This is a genomic window from Streptomyces halobius, assembly GCF_023277745.1.
Taxonomy (GTDB): Bacteria; Actinomycetota; Actinomycetes; order Streptomycetales; family Streptomycetaceae; genus Streptomyces; species Streptomyces halobius.
In genome coordinates this window covers 1,194,578-1,209,954 of sequence record NZ_CP086322.1, presented here as the reverse complement: position 1 = coordinate 1,209,954, position 15,377 = coordinate 1,194,578, and the positions used below count along the sequence as shown (strand labels likewise).

Here is a 15,377-nt window from a genome sequence, read left to right as displayed (position 1 = left end):
AGATGACGCTTTTCCTCAACGGGCCCGTGCAGAACGGCCCCTTCACCCTCGCCGACCGGCCGGGCAAGGCCGCAGGGATCCGACTGGCCGAGGCCCTCAACCAGCTCACGGGCACGCAACCCGCACCGCACCTGTGGAACACCGTCACCCTCGACGGCGACATCCGACACCGCACCGCCGCCAGCACCCGGGCGCTGTCGCGCGGCCAGTGGGAACGGCGCGAGCTCACGGCGAAGTACGCGCCCGGCCCGGCCCCGGCCGCCGGCATCCTGACCGACACCGCACCGCAGGTGGCCGCCCTGGCCCTGCAGGTCTGCCAGGAGCTGCTGGCCAACGGCACGCTGACCCTGGCCCGGGTGCCGGTACGACTGTGCCTGGCCTGCGACCACATGACCGGCGCGGCCGACCACGCCTGCCGGGCCTGCACCACCGGCGCCGGCACCCGCCCGGCCACCCGGCGTCTCCTCGTCCATGACCGGCCCGAAGGCCGGCCCGTACTGGAGCGGGCGGACTTCCACGCGATGCGGGCCAGCACACCCGCACACCTGATGAACATCGCGCACAACGCCCCACGACGGCTGCTGCTGTCACGCACCCGCGCCCACGGCATCAGCCTCGGCCCACTCGGGCTGGACGACATGGTGCTCGACCCGCGGCTGGGTCTGCACCTGGCCGTGCTGGCCACCGCCGCGCAGCGGGGCGAGGACCGGCCCGTCATGACCATCACGCAGAACGCCGCCGCACATGTCGCCGCCTACGGCGCCCCGGTGCGCCGGCGGGGCGGGATGCAGCTGCGCTACGCGCTGCACGGCCGGATCCCTTACGACGGGCCCCTGCTGCGGCGGCTGTACGAGGCGCACCGCGTCACTCCGTGGCTGCAAAAGCAGTTCACCGAGTGGCACCTGCCGCTGTGCGCGTGGCGCGAGCGCGCCGGCATCACCGCGGCCAGGCTCCCTTCGCTCCTGAAGTTCCTTCGCCGCGCCGCCCTCGCGCGGCCCGATACACCCGCGGACGAGGTGCTCGCCGAGCTGGGCCACAGCGTCAAGGCCGGTGACCGGCGGTGGGTCATGGATGCCCGCGCGGTGGCTCACGCCCTCGCCCACCGCGCAGCCACACACGGTTCCGGAACGGAACCCCCGGAAGGAGATTCCCAATGATGGTGTCAAGCCGGGGCAGTGACGCCTTGTGAGTGCGTCAGGCCGCTGCAGCAGGCTGGGGTCCGCTGGTCTCGAACGTGCGGTGGTCGCGTATGAGGGCCCAGAGCACGTTCAGGCGGCGTCTGGCCAGGGCGAGGACGGCCTGTTTGTGGTTCTTCCCCTCAGCGCGTTTGCGCTGGTAGAACCGCTGGGACTCGGGACAGTGAATCGCGGCGACCTGGGCGGAGAGGTAGAACATGCGCAGGAGCCGACGACTGTAGCGGCGAGGCCTGCGCAGGTTGCCGGAAACCTTGCCCGAGTCCCGTGGGACGGGGGCGAGTCCGGCGACTCCGGCGAGCCGGTCGGGGCTGCCGAAGGCGGTCAGGTCGCCGCCGGTCGCGGCGATGAACTCGGCGCCGAGCATGTCGCCGATGCCGGGCATGGAAGTGATCACGTCTGCGTCGGGATGCTCGCGAAACCGGCCTTCGATCAGGGCTTCGAGGTCCGCGATGTCCTGGTCAAGGGCCATCACCTCCCTGGCCAGCGTGTGGACCATCTTGGCCGCGGTCTTCTCTCCCGGCACGGTGGTGAGCTGGGCCTCGCCCGCGGTCACCGCCGCGTCCGCGGCGCTCTTGGCCGTGGTGAGCGTGCGCACGCCGTGGTTCTTCAGCCAGGCCGCCAGCCGGGCCCGGCCGATACACCGCAGGGCGGCAGGGGTCTGGTACTTCGTGAGCAGGATGAGCGCGGTCTTGGAGGTGCTGTAGTCGAAGGCCCGCTCCAGGGCGGGGAAGTACTCCAGCATCTGGGCACGGAGCCGGTTGATTGCGCGTGTGCGGTCGGCGGACAGGTCCATGCGCCGGGCGGTGAGGATCTTCAGGTCAACCGCGATCTCGCTGGTTACCTGCAAGGGCTGCAGGTCGCGGCGCATGCGGGCGGTGTCGGCGATGACGAAGGCGTCCTTCGCGTCCGTTTTGCCGCTGCCGCGGTACGCGCCGGAGGCGTGGTGGACGGTGCGTCCGGGGATGTAGAGCAGTCTCTGCTCGTGGTTGACCAGCAGGGCGATCCAGAGTGCGGCGCCGCCGGCGTTGAGGTCCACCGCCCACGTCACCGGCTCACCCTCGGCCAGGTCCAGGACGTCGCTGAGGAGTTCCAGCAGCTCGGTCTCGCTGTTGGGCACCCGGCGCGTGAGGAACACCGTGGCGTCCTGGTCGATCACCGTGCAGTGATGCTCGCCCTTGCCCGCATCCGTGCCGGCCCACAGTTCAGGCACGCCCACCTCCGAAGTCGTACGTGTCCTTGTTCCCAGCAGACGACCTCGCCGACGTGTCCATACAAGCGATTCAGTTCGCGCATCCCAATGAGTGGCCGAGTCGTCGCGGGGAGCCGGGCGGCCAATCTCCTTGAGCCACAACATCCGCGACGAGATGACAGCCACACCCAGCTCCCCTGGGTGTCCCGATCCTACGAATGACCGGAACGAACCCAAGAAGAAAGGTATGGAACGTGATGATGGATGACTGGCGCTTCGTGAAGAAGCGCACCGCCGATCCGGCCGGCGGCGCGGTGTACGTCACCGAGGACGGCACCCGCTACCGGCGGACCGGCGGACAGGCACTCGCCGCAGAGGCCGCCTACCAGCAGCAGCTCGCCGAGCTCGGATACCCGGTCCCACGCGTCCTGGCCGATGGCGTGAACGACGACGGCCACCTCTTCGTCGTGGAGGAGTCACTGGGTGAGCGGTCGCTGCACGACATGGCCCTGGAAAGCCTGGACGGCACGCGGACCCTGTCCAACACGGTGGTCGATCTGGCCGCCGAGGTCGGGGGCCGGCTGCTGCGGGCCCAGGCCGCGCACGCGGTGACCTCCGATCCGCAGGCGCTGCGCGCGTGGGTGCGGGAGGCCGGGTGGACGGACAACGTCCTGGGTGAAAACCCCGACCTCGACACCCCCCGGGTGCGAGCCGCCCTGGAGCGGGCGGTGGCCCAGCTCGCCGGCGTTCCGATGGTGCGCGGACATCTCGACTACGGCCTGCCCAACGTCCTGCCGGTCGGCGTCATCGACTGGCAGCACCACGGCCTGGTGCCGCTCGGCTACGACACCGCCCTGGCCCTGGAGATCATCCCGTTCAAGGGCGGCACCAAGGGCTACCTGGCCAGTCCCGAGCAGCGGCGCCGGTACCTGGAGGCGCTGAACCAGGCGGCCCGCGCCACCACCGGACAGCCCCTCAGCCAGCATCTGGGCCCTTACCTCCTGGTCAAGGGCTTGTTCTTCCTCGCGCTGATGAAGCCCACCGACCCCGCGCGCACCGACAAGCACCTCAAGTGGCAATACCGCCGGCACCTATTCATGGAAGGACTGGAGCAGTATGAGCGCACCGGAGCAATCGACCCCGCCCGCTTCCCCACCCTCGACGACTTCGCCGCTCGGCACAGCGCTCCCGGCCATCCGTGACCGCGACTACCTCCTCGACCGCGCGGGCGTCATCTTCAAGGTGATCGGCGATGTCCACCCGGGCACACACTGGTTGGGGTATGTGAAGTACTACCCCGACTCGCGCGGCGACCGGACGCTGTTCGGCCGCACGTACCGGCAAAACACCGTCGTATCCAAAGCCTTCGGCCTCTTAGCCGACCGGCCCGAGTGCTACGTCTACTCGCCCGCCGTCGGCTGCGTCATCACCGGCGTGCCCCGCGAGGACGTCGTCACCCACTACTCCTGCCGACGCGCCCTGACCGCACTGCACCAGTCCCCGGAACTGCTGGACGGCTCGGCGGTCAGCAAAGACCTGCTGGCCATCATCGACTGGGTCGTGGACGCCGGCGCCGCCGACGTCATCGGCGTCACCGGCTCGTTCCTGGTCGGGGCGTGCAACGCCCGCTCCGACATCGACCTGGTCTGCTACGGATCCCGCGGATACGAAGCCGCCCAGGCCCTGTTCGCCGAGCGGGCGCTGATCCAGCCGTACGAGGGTGACGCCCAGACTCGGCTGTACATCCGGCGGGCGAAGTACATGACAGGCAGCTCGTTCGACGCCCTGATGCGGCAGGAAGCGCGCAAACTGCAGGGCCTGACCACCGGCGCCGGCGCACACATCAACTGCGAGCCCCTGCGCGCCGACGGCGACCGCACCCTCGCCAGGGTGGTCGCCCAGGAAGTCGGCGCGATCAGCGTGCTGGCCCGCGTGACCGACCACACCGAGGGCCTCGCAACGCCCGCCGTCTACGGCATCGCGGTGGACACCGTCATCGGCTCCACGATCGACGAGGCCGACATCTTCGCCCGGCGGATCACGCAGATGCGGTCCTACCTGGGCGCATACACCGGAGCCTTCCGCGAAGGCGACGTCGTCTACCTCTCCGGCCGGCTGGTCCACGTCCACGGCCCGGACAACGACAGCACCTTCGGCATCGAGCTGACGCCCTGGTCCGCCGCCGAGTCCTTCCTCGCCAACCTCGCCCGCTGACCGGCAGCCGAGTGCCGCAGCTGGAGGCCGTCACCATCAGGTGGCGGCCTCCCCGCGCCGTGAGCGACTGCGCTCGAACGGGGACCGACCCTGACCGTGCACCGAGCAATCTTGCATGCAAAAATATGTCCAATGAATGCCCAATCTACTTCCAGTTTTCGCCTAGCTTCGTATAAGTTAGGTGTATGAGTGATGAGCAATTCGACAGCGTGGAAGCCCTGTTGGAGGAAGCGCGGCTGACGGCCCGGATGCCGGAGCCGGCCGAGCGTCTGCGACTGCGCAAGGCCGCTGACCTCTCGCGCGCTCAGGTGGCTGCGGCGGTGGGCGTCGGCCGTCAGACCATCGCCAACTGGGAAGACGGCACCACCGACCCGCAGCCGCCGGGGCGGGTCAAGTACTTGCGGTTGCTGGAGGGCCTCGCCCAGATCCACCCCGCCACCACCCCGGCCCCGCCATCCGAGGCCACCGCTTCCGTGACAGTCGAAGCTCCATCCCCGACTGTCCCTGCCTCCCTCGCCCGTCCAGCTACCCCGCCGCTGGCCCCCGGCGTCGATCCCGCTCCGGTGCCGGCCCGCTCGGCGCGCGCCACCAGGCCCTCGACGTCGCGGCGCCCGGCCGCGAAGAAGGCTGTGGCGAAGAAGCCGGCATCTCCTGCGGCCGAGGTGGACCCGCGCTTCGCCAACGGTCCGCTGGCGGTGCTGGACGGCGACGGATCGGCGTACTGCGTCGGCGGTCTGGTTCTGGACTGCCCGGCCAAGACGCTCCCCGCGCTGGTCGAATGGGCCCTCACCGACGCGAAGCTGGGTTCTCCAAGGCTCAACCGCAACGGCAAGGACGCCGACCCGCTGATCGTCATCACTGACGCGGCTGCCGAACGCCTCGGGCTCCCGGCCGTCCTTGAGGACCGGCGCGGCCTGCGTCTGTCTGAGGACCACAAGATCATCAAGCAGCTCACCAAGGCCAACTGGAAGCTGACCAAGCGGGGATTCGGCCCGTGGCCCCGGATCTACCGCCCTGCCGAGGGCGGCAAGCGGCAGTGCGTGCAGTTCGCGATCCTGCCCTGGGGCGCCCTCGATACCCGCTCCTGGGGGGACACCGGCCAGCTGCCGCCGGCCGACGTCGCCGCGGTGCTCGGCACGTACGCCACCCGCGTCATCACCCCGCGCGGCTCGACCGCCGTGTGCGGGCTGGAGCTGATGAGCGCGCTGCGCCCGCCGACCCGCGCGGTCAAGGACGAGACCGGCGCGTGGGTGTCCGGGCCGAACCCCGGCGCGCTGACTGCGCCGATCGATCCCGCACCGCCGGAGGCGCCGGCCGAGCACCCGCTGGTCGCCGCCCTCTACCCTCGGCATCACGTGCGCACGCCCGACCAGGTCATCGATGAGGAGGCGTACGACTGGTTCCGGTCGCTGACCGATGAGGAGTGCGCTCAGGGCTACACCCATGCGGTCGGCATCGACGTCAACATGGCGTTCGCCGCGGCCGCCAACCGCCTCGTGATCGGTACCGGTCCGGCCACTCACGTGAAGAACCCGGCGTTCGATCCGAAGCTGCCCGGTTCCTGGCTGGTCGACCTCTCCCACATCGAGATCGCCCCCCGCCTGCCCAGCCCCTTCACGCCGAAGGGCACCCGCCCGACCGGGCCGGCCTGGTACTCGACCTCGACCGTCGCCTACGCCGTCGAGCTCGGCGCACAGGTACAACCGACCGAGGCGTACGTCCGCTACGAGAGCGCGGCCTACTTCGACGCCTGGTACACCCACCTGCGCGACGCCTACATGGCCACCATGGCCGACCTCGGCGTCGAAGCCGGCATGAGCGAGGACGACTTCCTCGCCGCCATGGCGCACCACAAGGACGCCGACCCCGGGCAAGCCGCGGTCCTCTCCGCGATCAAGTCGACGGTCAAGGGCGGCATCGGCAAGCTGCGCGAGCGCCCCCAGAGCATCAAGCACAAGTTCGGGGAGCGATGGCCGGCCCTGGAACGCCCGACCTGGAGCCCGCACGCCAGGGCGGAGTTGATTGGCAAGGCGCGCACCAACCAGCACCGCAAGCTCATGGCGTGGGCCCGTGCCGACCTGTTCCCGGTGGCGATCCTGTCCGACTGCGCCGTCTACCTCTCCCACGGCCCCAGCCCGCTGGACTTCATGCCACACACTCCCGACGGCAAGCCGCTGCCCGGCGGATTCCGCCTCGGCGTCAGCCCCGGCATGGTCAAGCACGAAGGCACTCGCGACTTCCTCTGGCTCGCCCAGACCATCGAGGACGACCAGATCAACCCGGCCCGCCACATCAAGGGCGACGACGCCCCCGACAGCGGAGAGTAGGGACACGCCATGGGCATCATCGGCGACAGCCTCGACAAGGCCGCGCAGAACACCGCCACCCGCCCGATCCCGAAGTCCGGGCCGGCGCAGATGCGGTTCCTGGTCAAGCAGCACAAGGGCTCCACGAAGGCCGTGGCCGAGCTGCTGGGCGTCTCCCAGCGCACCGTTGAGCGCTACCTCAAGGCGCAGATCAAGCGGCCTCGCAAGGACCTGGCGGCCCGCATAGAGCGCGAGGTCCGCAAGAGGTGGCAGCCCCGGGTGCGCGAGCAGGCGAAGAAGCGCGCGGCCACCACCGGCGGCATCGTCATCGAAACCCGCGCCCGCTTCGGCTTCACCGCTGCCCCCAGTACCACCGACGACGGCCGTATCCGACTCATCACCCAGGCCCTGCCCCCCCACATACGCGGCCCGTATCTTCGACGCCCAGGCCGCCGGCGCCACCGAGCAGCAGCTGCGGGACATCGCCGCCGAGGGCCTGCAGGAGATCTACTTCAAGGACCGCGGCCGTCGAGCGGACGGGCTCCTGGTGGAGTTCACCGACATCGACTACGTCGAACTGGACTTCTGATTCGCCGAGGGGCTTCGGGGACTTGCGGCCTACTCGATGACCAGGAGTCGATCACTCGGGAAGGTACGCCCTTCGCGTCCTACCCGAGGCCGATCCACAGGTCATGAGCATTGCTCTGGAGTACGAGCTTGCCCATGGCCTGGCCCTGGTCAGACGGGGCTCCTCCCGGCCTACCCGCGTTCACAAACCGCCAGAGATCGGCCATAGCCTCTTGCACACCTTGGATGTTCTGGCGTTCGAACTCGTTACGCCAGGCCTTTTGTGCGGCTCGGTCAGCTTGTTTCGAGCTGATCCACTGCCCGAAGATCGCAATCGCGCCACCGACAAGGGTGCCGAAGAGCGTGGGCAAGAAGTTGTCCATACCTCACCCTCAGCCACCAACGGCGAGGGCGCACGCTGTGTGATCTCCATCAGGAAGCGAAGCGCCCGGAGGATGCCCAAGGGGTAGCGCTGGAGACCGACCCATTCGGCGTCCGTGCGGGTGACAACTTGACTGCAAAATCACCGCAAGTGACAAGCAGGGCGCCTCGCTGGTGACAACAAGCCTGCTTCGCACGCCGCAAGCGGCCAGTCCACAGCGCCCGGCCGGTGGCAACTAGGTCGTGTCCGACGAATCGTCAGTAGATCTTGGAACGGCGCCCTGTTCTTGATCGTTCAGGCGGATATGGGACGTGGTGATCTGAGCGAGGCGGAGTGGGCGCGACTGGAGCCGTACCTGCCGACGAACGGCAAGCGTGGTGGGCAGTGGAAGAGCCACCGCAAAGTGGTCAACGGGATCTACTTCCGGGAGCGGACAGGGGTGCCGTGGCGCGACCTACCTGCGCGTTTCGGGAAGTGGAAGACCGTCCACGACCGTCATCGGCGCTGGTCGGCGGACGGCACCTGGGACCGAATTCTTTCGGCGGTCCAGGCCGATGGGGACGCCGAGGAGCGGCTGGACTGGAGCCAGACCGGTGTGGATTCCACCTCCTGCCGCGCTCATCAGCACGCCGCCGGCGCCCGCAAGGCCGCGCCCGCCAACGGTCCAAAAAAGGGGTGCCAGCCCAGCACCGTGAGGACGGGGGACTCGGGCGTTCACGCGGCGGCCTGACCAGCAAAATCCATCTCGCCTGCGAGGGCGGACTCCGCCCGCTGGCCTTGCTCGTCACGCCGGGCCAGACCCATGACGGCACCGTCTTCGAGGCCGTCGTCGAGCGGATCCGTGTGCCCCGTCAGGGCGGCGGGCACCCCCGCACTCGACCCTACGCGATCAGCGCGGACAAGGCATACTCCTCCCGCCGCATACGCTCCTACCTGCGACGACGTCAGATCCCGCACGCCATCCCAGAGAAGAAGGACCAGGCCCGACACCGCCTGGCCCGCGGCTCCGCCGGTGGCCGCCCGCCCGGCTTCGACCGCGCCGCGTACAAACGCAGGAACGAAGTCGAGCGCACCATCAATGCCCTCAAGGCATTCCGGGCCGTAGCCACGCGGTTCGACAAGCGGGCGTATGTCTTTCACGGCACTGTGACTGTCGCCGCGATCCGGCTATGGCTCTGGAGATAATTCACCAGCCATGCCTCAAGCCCCCGTGACACCGTCGATGCGCTCTCGGAGCAGATCCGCGTGGCCGTTGTGGCGCGCGTACTCCTCGATCATGTGGATCAGGATCCAGCGCAAGGAAACTCCCTGGTCCCCGACGTGAAAGGCCAGCTGGGAACCAGTTGCGTTCGACCTCCGCCATATGCTGGACCAGGCCCAACAGCGTCATCGGCGACGGGCCGCCGAGGCCAGGCGCAACTGACGTTCGTCGAGCCCTGTGCACTTCAACGCGAGGGTCGCACGGTGAACTCCAACCAGCTCTCTAGCATGGCGCGTTCATCGGCGTGCGGGGGCTGTATAGGACGCCCGTCCGGTGTCAGACCCATACACGTCCCCCTGTCACAGGCCGCCAACCGGGAACAGCCAGGTCCTGTCTGGACACAAGGGAGCCGGGCCGCCCGCCCGCGGGGGCGGGCGGCCCGGCCGGTTCTCTTACCTGTTGGTGAGGGCTGGTGGTTGTGTGGTCAGTCGGTGCAGCTGGGGACTGCGGGGGTGCTGCCGGTGCAGTTGTTGGGGGTGTTGCCGGAGATCGGGGAGGAGGTGACCGTCATCGTGCCGCCCAGGCGGTAGACGCCGCCGGCATTGGAGGTGGCGTGGTTGGTGCTGATCGGGGTGCTGGTCAGGGTGGTCGCGGTGGATTCGATGGCGGCGATGCCGCCGCCCTGCGACCCGGAGTTCGTCCCGTTGACGAAGCTGCTGGTGGTCGTCAGCGTGCTTCGGAGGCCGTTGTAGATGCCGCCGCCCCGGCCAATGGCGGTGTTGTTGGACACGATGCTGCCGGTGAACGTCGCCGTTGCCCCGGTGGCGGGCTCGCTGATGTCGGTGTTGGACAGGCCGCCGCCTTTGCCCAGGGCGGTGTTGCCTGTGAGGGCGCTTTTGGTGAGGGTCACCGTGCCGTGGTTGAGGATGCCGCCGCCGTCGGTTCCGGCGAGGCCGTTGCTGAGGGTGATGTCCCCCTTGAGGGTGAGGCTGCCGGTGGAGGCGACCTTGGCGATGCGGAAGGGGAGGGTGCCCACGGCCGTTGAGCGGGTGATGATGTTGTTGTTGCCGGACAGGGTGATGGCGGTGGTGATGATCGGCAGTCCGTCCGGCCCGTCGGCGTCGCTGCCATGGGACGTGGTGAGGGTGTACGTACAGTCCTTTGTCAGGACCACGGTGCCCCCACCGGCGGAGTTGGCGGTGTTGATGGCGTCGACCAGCGCCGTCTCATTGCATGCCACGGCCGCCTGTGCGGTGGTCGGGGCGAAGACGGTCATTCCCGTGGCCAGGACGAAGGCCCCGGCAAGGACCGGTACGGTGCGGATGCGCCGGATGACGCCACCGTCGGGGGTGCGGCGGGCCGTCCTGATCCCCAGCCTCTGTGCGATCCTGCTGCGCCGGATCGTGTGCAGAACTCTCATGCCCGTATCTCCAGTCGCTGAGTGCCCATCAGTCCGGGTGGCATGAGTTTGCGTCAGGAGGCATGTCAAGTGCGCCCCCTGAGCGAGGGCGCAAAGACGGAGCCCTGAGCGCGCTGACGCAAGCGGGGGCGGTCTCTCCTTGGAATGTGGGGCGTTGGAGCCCTTAGGGCCGTGGCTTCCGAACCCTTTTCTGAATCGACCCGCTGGTATTGCGATCACAGTTGTGGGTATGCGGTTGTGCTCTGACCGGTCTCGGGACGCTGCGAAGGGTGAGACGCGGGCGCGGGCGAGTGGTCTGCCGGTGAGCCAGGCGTAGAGGCGGGTTAGGGGCTGTCCGGTGGGTCGTGGGTGATTCACCGGACAGCCCCTAACTCACGGCTAACGTTCCATTGACCTGCCGACCTGCCGACCTGCCGACCTGCCGACTCATCGGCCTGCCGATCTACCGACCCCGTCGATCTACCGACTTGCTGGCGTCTCGCCACAGACGTTGTCCGGACCGGACGGCTGTCCACGGCTATCCAACCGGCTGTCCAGCGGATAACCACATGCCACGACACCGAGCCCTCCGAGCTCCTGGAGGGCCCGGTCGCCGCCTCCGACGCCAAGTCCTCGTCCTCCACCGTCACGTCGCGGGACCTCGAACAGCTCCGGCGCTCGCGACCGCCGTCAACGACATCCGCGCCGAACAGGCCGTGCGCACCGAGGCGGCCGAGCAGGCCGCCGCGGAGAACGACGCGCTCGCCGCCCAGGTCCGCGGCAGCGACACGGAAGCCGAGCCCACCGCCGAGCACGAGGACGACGCCCCGGCGGAGACGGCCGCCGCCGAGCCGGAGCCCGAATCTGAGGAGTCGGCCGCGTCCGCCACGCGTCCCTCGTCACCCGCCTTGCGCTCGACCTCTCCCACGTACTCCGCGCCGCCGGTAGCGTACTGCCCCGTACGGGACGGCCTGACCCCTGTGACGAGAAGTGCCCCGGGGGAGAGCCGCCCGGGGAGGAGTCGCCTGGCTCTCCGCCCGTCAAGGAGTTCTGCAGGCCCGAGTCCCAGCACGCCCGGTCGATCACCGTGTACAGGGGCGGAGTGCTCCGCCCTCGGCTGGTCCTACGAGGAAGCCCGCGCGCACGCGGAGGCATCCCTCGCGCTCGGCGAGCAGCAGGCGTTGGAGACCGGAGCGCGGCCAGGAGGTGGACCTGCCCCGCCTCGGTGCGGGCCCCGCGCAGGGGCTTCCCGTCGACCGCGACCGCCGGCCGCAGCCTCTGCGTCGCTTGAGCCGCCGGTTGGTCTTGCTGCTCGGCGAGCCAGTCTCACACCGCCGCGTCGAACGCGTCGCCGTCCACCGGCTCCAGCATCCGACAGATCGTCGACTCACGCGGCACCCCATGCCGCCGACAGGGATCCGGCACCGTCGCCAGCCGCCGTAGCAGCCCGCTCTCCTCGGGCTGGACGGTCCCGGTCTCACCGGCATGGTGCAGCCGCTCCAGCCCGGGATGCGAGGCCCTGACACAGGTGGGCATGGGCAACCCCTTCGATCACCTGAGCTTCGACAGCCCACATGATCAAGGCACTCATGCCCGCTCACCCGCGAAAAGAGGCCCTACGCTACGACTCTGTCGGGGCCTTGACGACGTTGCCGGGGCCCTGGAAAGCACGTTGGGAGATCCGCCACAGTTCACCGGCCTGATTGCTGACGTAGATCTGGCCGTTGCCGTGTTCCAGCCCGACGCCCATGGCCTTGCCGAGACCGGTGGCCACTACGCGCCATGCCCCGTCAGCCAGGTCGACCTCGTGCAGGTGCCCATTGTGCCGGTCGGCGATGTAGGCCTTGCCCGTCCCGTCCAGCGCGACGCCATACGCGCCTGTGACGCTGGCGACCTTGTGGGGGGAGCCGTCGGACAGGTCCACCCTGAGCAGGCGCCCGCCGCTGTAGTCGGCGACGTATGGCGTGCCGTTCCCGTCCAGCGCCACATCGTTGATGTCGCCCAGTTTGCTCGCGACCTCGCGCCTGGCGCCGGATGTGAGATCCACCGCGTGCAGCTTTTGGCCGCTCCGGTCGGAGATGGACCGCGGAGGACGACGACGCCGAACGGGCGCGGAAACGGGCGAAGTTGTACGCCCGCCTGATGGCCGCCGACGCGGCGGTCGGCGTGTCCGCCCGCCCGGCATGCGCATGGACCGCGCCCAGGCACAGGCCCTCGCGGCCCAGCTGGCGCCGGAAGACGCCCGACTCACCGGACGTCGCACGGCTAGTCTGGATTCGGCGGCCGGGCCCGCGTACCCTGCCGTACGCCGCTGGTTTTGGGCCGGGCAATCACAGACCCGTGAGGTTGCCCGGTGGCCGGCGGACCTCCGGCGCTTCGGCCGAGGGTTGCCCGTATCCGTGCCCCGGCCGCCGGACCTCAACGTCCCGGTTGACGCAATCTCTGGACATCCGAAGGCCCTGTCAGCCGACCACCCGAATGACGAGGGGCGACTGACGGGGCCTTGGTACGACAGCTGCCGAAGCCGGTGCTACGCCGCCTCAACGACCTCCGCACGCACCGCGAGCGTCCAGATCTCCAGCAGCACCGCGTACTCCGTCATGTCCTGCGTCGTCCACGGCCGGCCGCCCCGGGCGCACACGAAGCGCCGAATCGACTCATTCGCGTCAGAGGCAGGAACGGGCGCACCCGTAGCGGGAAGGGGAGTTGGGGACATGTGAGACATGTTAGGGGCAGGCACTGACATCGCATCACCTCGTGCGCCCGGCGTACGCCCACGGCGCGTACCCAGCGAGGCATCCCCCGTCGTCTCAACACACTGACCAGCAAGGACCGTCGACGCCTGGACCGCGTCGCGTCGTCCGCATGTGTCCGGTCCCACACGCTCCAACGGAGGCTACGGAGCGGAATGAAGGAAGAGACAGAACGGGTGGCTGGCCGGATCGAAGAACACGCAGACGTCGTCCTGTGGCTGGGTCTCCGCCCGCGTCGCCCCCAACGTGATCGCGTATGCCCCTGCCGCCTCCAGGTCGTCGACCCGGATGTCCAGATGCAGCATCTTCTGCTGCTCCTCTGGACGTTCCGGCCACACCGGGGGCCGATAGTCCGGCGGACTGGAACGACAGCCCTACACCGCCGTCCGGGCATCTGAGGAGTACCCAGTCCGGTTCGCTCAGTTGCACTTGCCACCCCAGCAGCCGCCGGTAGAAGTCCGCGAGCGCGTGCGCGTCGCGACAATCCATGACCACCGTCGCCAGTGAGAACCGAGGTCGTGCCGACACTACGTCCCCCCTCGTCAGACGACCGGCGGGAGCGTAGGGCCGGCCACCGCCTTGTCCCGTTGAGTGCCGCCATTGTCAGTGGTCGCCCTTACCGTCGTTCCTGTCAATATCCGAGCTGCTCCTCCGGACGCGTGCCACGCTCGCCGACTGGACCGTCGAGCAACGCGCGCCGCTGCTCGACCGGCCGGATGGCGGGCGCGGCTCCGTCCGGCGGCGCGCATCGCCATACGTTCGGCGGGCTCCGACCAGGCATTCCGTACGGTGCCGCCGCTGGAGGCCGGGCGTGATGCGAAGTGGCGCTGGGAGAAGCGACGTTGGTGAGGTGGGGTGGGTGAGGTGAGCGGAGGCCGTGGGTTTTTCTGGGCGCTCATCTTCCCCAGATCTTCCGGTACGCCGCGCGGTAGCCGGGCGGATCCCACGTCGTCTTCGCACCGCTGTTGGCGGCCGTGGCGATGGCACGGGCGCGACATACCCGCTGGCTGGCCTGCCGGAGAATGCGCGGTTGAATTCGTCGGGCGAGGGCCGTACGTCACTGTCGCCGTCGCCGCCGAGCAGGACGATGCCGCGCTCGGCCGGCAGGGGCACGGCGTCCACATGCGGCCCCGCGCTCGCCTCGTCGGGATTCCAGCCCCAGCTCCCGGCGGCGGCGGAGGCTCCCGGACCGGAACGGCACCGCATCGCCCTCGCCGATCGTGACGTCGAGTGCCCGTTCCGCGGCCACGATGTCCTCGGCGTGCACAGCCCGCCCTGGAATCCGGGCGTGCACAGCCCGCCCGGGTTCCAGCCATCGGCCCCCAGGACGACGGGCAGGTCGAGCAGCACGGCTCTTGTCACGAGCGCGCGAGCGCTGCAACGTCACCGAAGCGGGCACCGTGGGCGTCCACAAGTTCGCGCGCCGGGCGGCCGTCGTAGAGCAGTCCGCGATAGGCGATATGGGACAGCGCGTCCAGATGGCTGACGGCCGTGCCGTGGTAGTCGGCGGCGATGACGTCCTTGTAGGTGGTGGGTTCAGGGGCCGGAGCCGCGGTGTCCCCGAAGCCCGACATGTAGTGCAGAGCGGGTTTGCTGTTGTCCGGTCCGGGCGCCGTGCTCCAGGGACGCCCCAGCGGGACGACCGTTGCGGACCGCAAGCGCGGTGGCCCGCCGTACGCCGTCCGCGGTCACCCGGTTCCAGGTGCCGCGGTCGGCGGGAGCCCAGCGGCCCCACGTACGGCCCTCGCGAACAGCGCGTCGAACTCCGGACGGGAGACGGCGGGACCGTTGCCGGCACCGGCCGGCGGGGGAGTCGGTACGTCGCTGGGGCTGCTGGACATCGGCTACCCGTGGTCTCGGCGGACGAGGACAGCTCGATCCTGTCCCGCGCGGCGGCCTCGCGCAGCCGCTGCACCGCCGTGCGCACGCCGTCGTATCCGGCCCCTGCCCCCCCGCTCACGCACGGGCTGACCGCCTCGTGGAGCGAGTGGAACCCGGTGCCACGCCCGACCCCGCTCACGCAGGGGCTGACCGCCCCTCAGCCCGCCGTTTCGCCCGCGTCCGGGGCCAGCACACCGGCCGCGATCAGGACGAAGAGGACGATGCCCAGCACGATGCGGTAGATGACGAAAGGCATAAAGCTCTTGGTGGAGATGAACTTCATGAACCA

The 15,377-nt window shown here is 69.5% G+C and carries 14 protein-coding genes and 5 pseudogenes; 6 read left to right on the top strand and 13 right to left on the bottom strand.

From position 1 onward, the window contains the following. The first annotated feature begins 2 nt into the window (after positions 1–2). Positions 3–1,157 (top strand): hypothetical protein, encoded by a 1,155-nt coding sequence (locus tag K9S39_RS05790; RefSeq protein ID WP_248862285.1) that lies wholly within the window; start codon positions 3–5, stop codon positions 1,155–1,157. Positions 1,158–1,194: 37 nt separating this feature from the next. On the opposite strand, the gene K9S39_RS05785 is transcribed toward K9S39_RS05790, so the two are convergent. After that, positions 1,195–2,406, bottom strand: a complete 1,212-nt coding sequence (locus K9S39_RS05785; RefSeq protein WP_454894870.1) for an IS110 family transposase — start codon at positions 2,404–2,406, stop codon at positions 1,195–1,197. A 236-nt stretch (positions 2,407–2,642) separates the two neighbouring features. Between K9S39_RS05785 and K9S39_RS05780 the strand changes: the two genes are divergently transcribed. The 4 genes and pseudogenes from K9S39_RS05780 to tpg all read left to right on the top strand — a co-directional run bounded on the left by K9S39_RS05780 (position 2,643) and on the right by tpg (position 7,494). Next, entirely contained in the window at positions 2,643–3,587 is a 945-nt protein-coding gene (locus tag K9S39_RS05780; protein WP_248862284.1) for a phosphotransferase, read from the top strand. After that, a complete protein-coding gene (locus K9S39_RS05775) occupies positions 3,502–4,599 on the top strand; it encodes a hypothetical protein (RefSeq protein ID WP_248862283.1) in 1,098 nt (365 codons plus the stop codon). Before K9S39_RS05780 ends, K9S39_RS05775 begins: the two co-directional genes overlap by 86 nt. Positions 4,600–4,784: 185 nt before the next feature. Continuing rightward, a complete protein-coding gene (tap, locus tag K9S39_RS05770; RefSeq protein WP_248862282.1) occupies positions 4,785–6,926 on the top strand; it encodes a telomere-associated protein Tap in 2,142 nt (713 codons plus the stop codon). Between the two features lie 9 nt (positions 6,927–6,935). After that, a pseudogene (gene tpg / locus K9S39_RS05765) lies at positions 6,936–7,494 on the top strand (telomere-protecting terminal protein Tpg). Between the two features lie 79 nt (positions 7,495–7,573). Here the strand turns inward: tpg and K9S39_RS05760 are convergent. Beyond that, the gene (locus K9S39_RS05760; RefSeq protein WP_248862281.1) at positions 7,574–7,855 is read right to left on the bottom strand and encodes a hypothetical protein; all 282 of its coding nucleotides are present in this window, start codon (positions 7,853–7,855) and stop codon (positions 7,574–7,576) included. Positions 7,856–8,158: 303 nt separating this feature from the next. Between K9S39_RS05760 and K9S39_RS05755 the strand changes: the two genes are divergently transcribed. Next, positions 8,159–9,039 (top strand): IS5 family transposase gene (locus K9S39_RS05755; protein WP_406707873.1). Its coding sequence is split into 2 segments (ribosomal slippage): positions 8,159–8,501 and positions 8,501–9,039, totalling 882 coding nucleotides; the frame shifts between segments, so codons are not numbered across the junction. 15 nt (positions 9,040–9,054) lie between these two features. Here K9S39_RS05755 and K9S39_RS05750 read toward each other — a convergent pair. The 11 genes and pseudogenes from K9S39_RS05750 to K9S39_RS05705 all read right to left on the bottom strand — a co-directional run. Beyond that, positions 9,055–9,401: pseudogene (locus K9S39_RS05750) on the bottom strand (mycothiol transferase). 138 nt (positions 9,402–9,539) lie between these two features. Then, on the bottom strand, positions 9,540–10,475 hold the full coding sequence (locus tag K9S39_RS05745) for a right-handed parallel beta-helix repeat-containing protein (RefSeq protein ID WP_248862279.1): 936 nt from the start codon (positions 10,473–10,475) through the stop codon (positions 9,540–9,542). A 625-nt stretch (positions 10,476–11,100) separates the two neighbouring features. After that, on the bottom strand, positions 11,101–11,382 hold the full coding sequence (locus tag K9S39_RS05740) for a hypothetical protein (RefSeq protein WP_248862278.1): 282 nt from the start codon (positions 11,380–11,382) through the stop codon (positions 11,101–11,103). 398 nt (positions 11,383–11,780) lie between these two features. Next, a complete protein-coding gene (locus tag K9S39_RS05735) occupies positions 11,781–11,990 on the bottom strand; it encodes a hypothetical protein (protein ID WP_248862277.1) in 210 nt (69 codons plus the stop codon). An 85-nt stretch (positions 11,991–12,075) separates the two neighbouring features. Continuing rightward, on the bottom strand, positions 12,076–12,501 hold the full coding sequence (locus K9S39_RS05730) for an NHL repeat-containing protein (protein ID WP_248862276.1): 426 nt from the start codon (positions 12,499–12,501) through the stop codon (positions 12,076–12,078). A 483-nt stretch (positions 12,502–12,984) separates the two neighbouring features. Continuing rightward, entirely contained in the window at positions 12,985–13,170 is a 186-nt protein-coding gene (locus tag K9S39_RS05725) for a hypothetical protein (RefSeq protein WP_248862275.1), read from the bottom strand. A gap of 180 nt (positions 13,171–13,350) precedes the next feature. Then, complete coding sequence (locus K9S39_RS42780; RefSeq protein WP_406707872.1) at positions 13,351–13,512, bottom strand: VOC family protein; 162 nt, start codon at positions 13,510–13,512, stop codon at positions 13,351–13,353. Positions 13,513–13,642: 130 nt separating this feature from the next. After that, positions 13,643–13,696 (bottom strand): annotated as a pseudogene (locus K9S39_RS42775) (VOC family protein); the annotation flags it as partial. 406 nt (positions 13,697–14,102) lie between these two features. Continuing rightward, positions 14,103–14,248, bottom strand: a pseudogene (locus K9S39_RS05715) (substrate-binding domain-containing protein); the annotation flags it as partial. Between the two features lie 317 nt (positions 14,249–14,565). Next, entirely contained in the window at positions 14,566–14,865 is a 300-nt protein-coding gene (locus K9S39_RS05710; protein WP_248862274.1) for a hypothetical protein, read from the bottom strand. Between the two features lie 380 nt (positions 14,866–15,245). After that, positions 15,246–15,377 (bottom strand): annotated as a pseudogene (locus K9S39_RS05705) (undecaprenyl-diphosphatase); the annotation flags it as partial.

Excerpts from the sequence above, each read along its gene's own strand:
- K9S39_RS42780 (WP_406707872.1), bottom strand. The coding sequence starts at position 13,512 with ATGCTGCATCTGGACATCCGGGTCGACGACCTGGAGGCGGCAGGGGCA.
- tap (WP_248862282.1), top strand. The coding sequence starts at position 4,785 with ATGAGTGATGAGCAATTCGACAGCGTGGAAGCCCTGTTGGAGGAAGCG.
- K9S39_RS05735 (WP_248862277.1), bottom strand. The coding sequence starts at position 11,990 with ATGCCCACCTGTGTCAGGGCCTCGCATCCCGGGCTGGAGCGGCTGCAC.
- K9S39_RS05725 (WP_248862275.1), bottom strand. The coding sequence starts at position 13,170 with ATGTCCCCAACTCCCCTTCCCGCTACGGGTGCGCCCGTTCCTGCCTCT.
- K9S39_RS05760 (WP_248862281.1), bottom strand. The coding sequence starts at position 7,855 with ATGGACAACTTCTTGCCCACGCTCTTCGGCACCCTTGTCGGTGGCGCG.
- K9S39_RS05775 (WP_248862283.1), top strand. The coding sequence starts at position 3,502 with ATGAGCGCACCGGAGCAATCGACCCCGCCCGCTTCCCCACCCTCGACG.
- K9S39_RS05780 (WP_248862284.1), top strand. The coding sequence starts at position 2,643 with ATGATGGATGACTGGCGCTTCGTGAAGAAGCGCACCGCCGATCCGGCC.
- K9S39_RS05745 (WP_248862279.1), bottom strand. The coding sequence starts at position 10,475 with ATGAGAGTTCTGCACACGATCCGGCGCAGCAGGATCGCACAGAGGCTG.
- K9S39_RS05790 (WP_248862285.1), top strand. The coding sequence starts at position 3 with ATGACGCTTTTCCTCAACGGGCCCGTGCAGAACGGCCCCTTCACCCTC.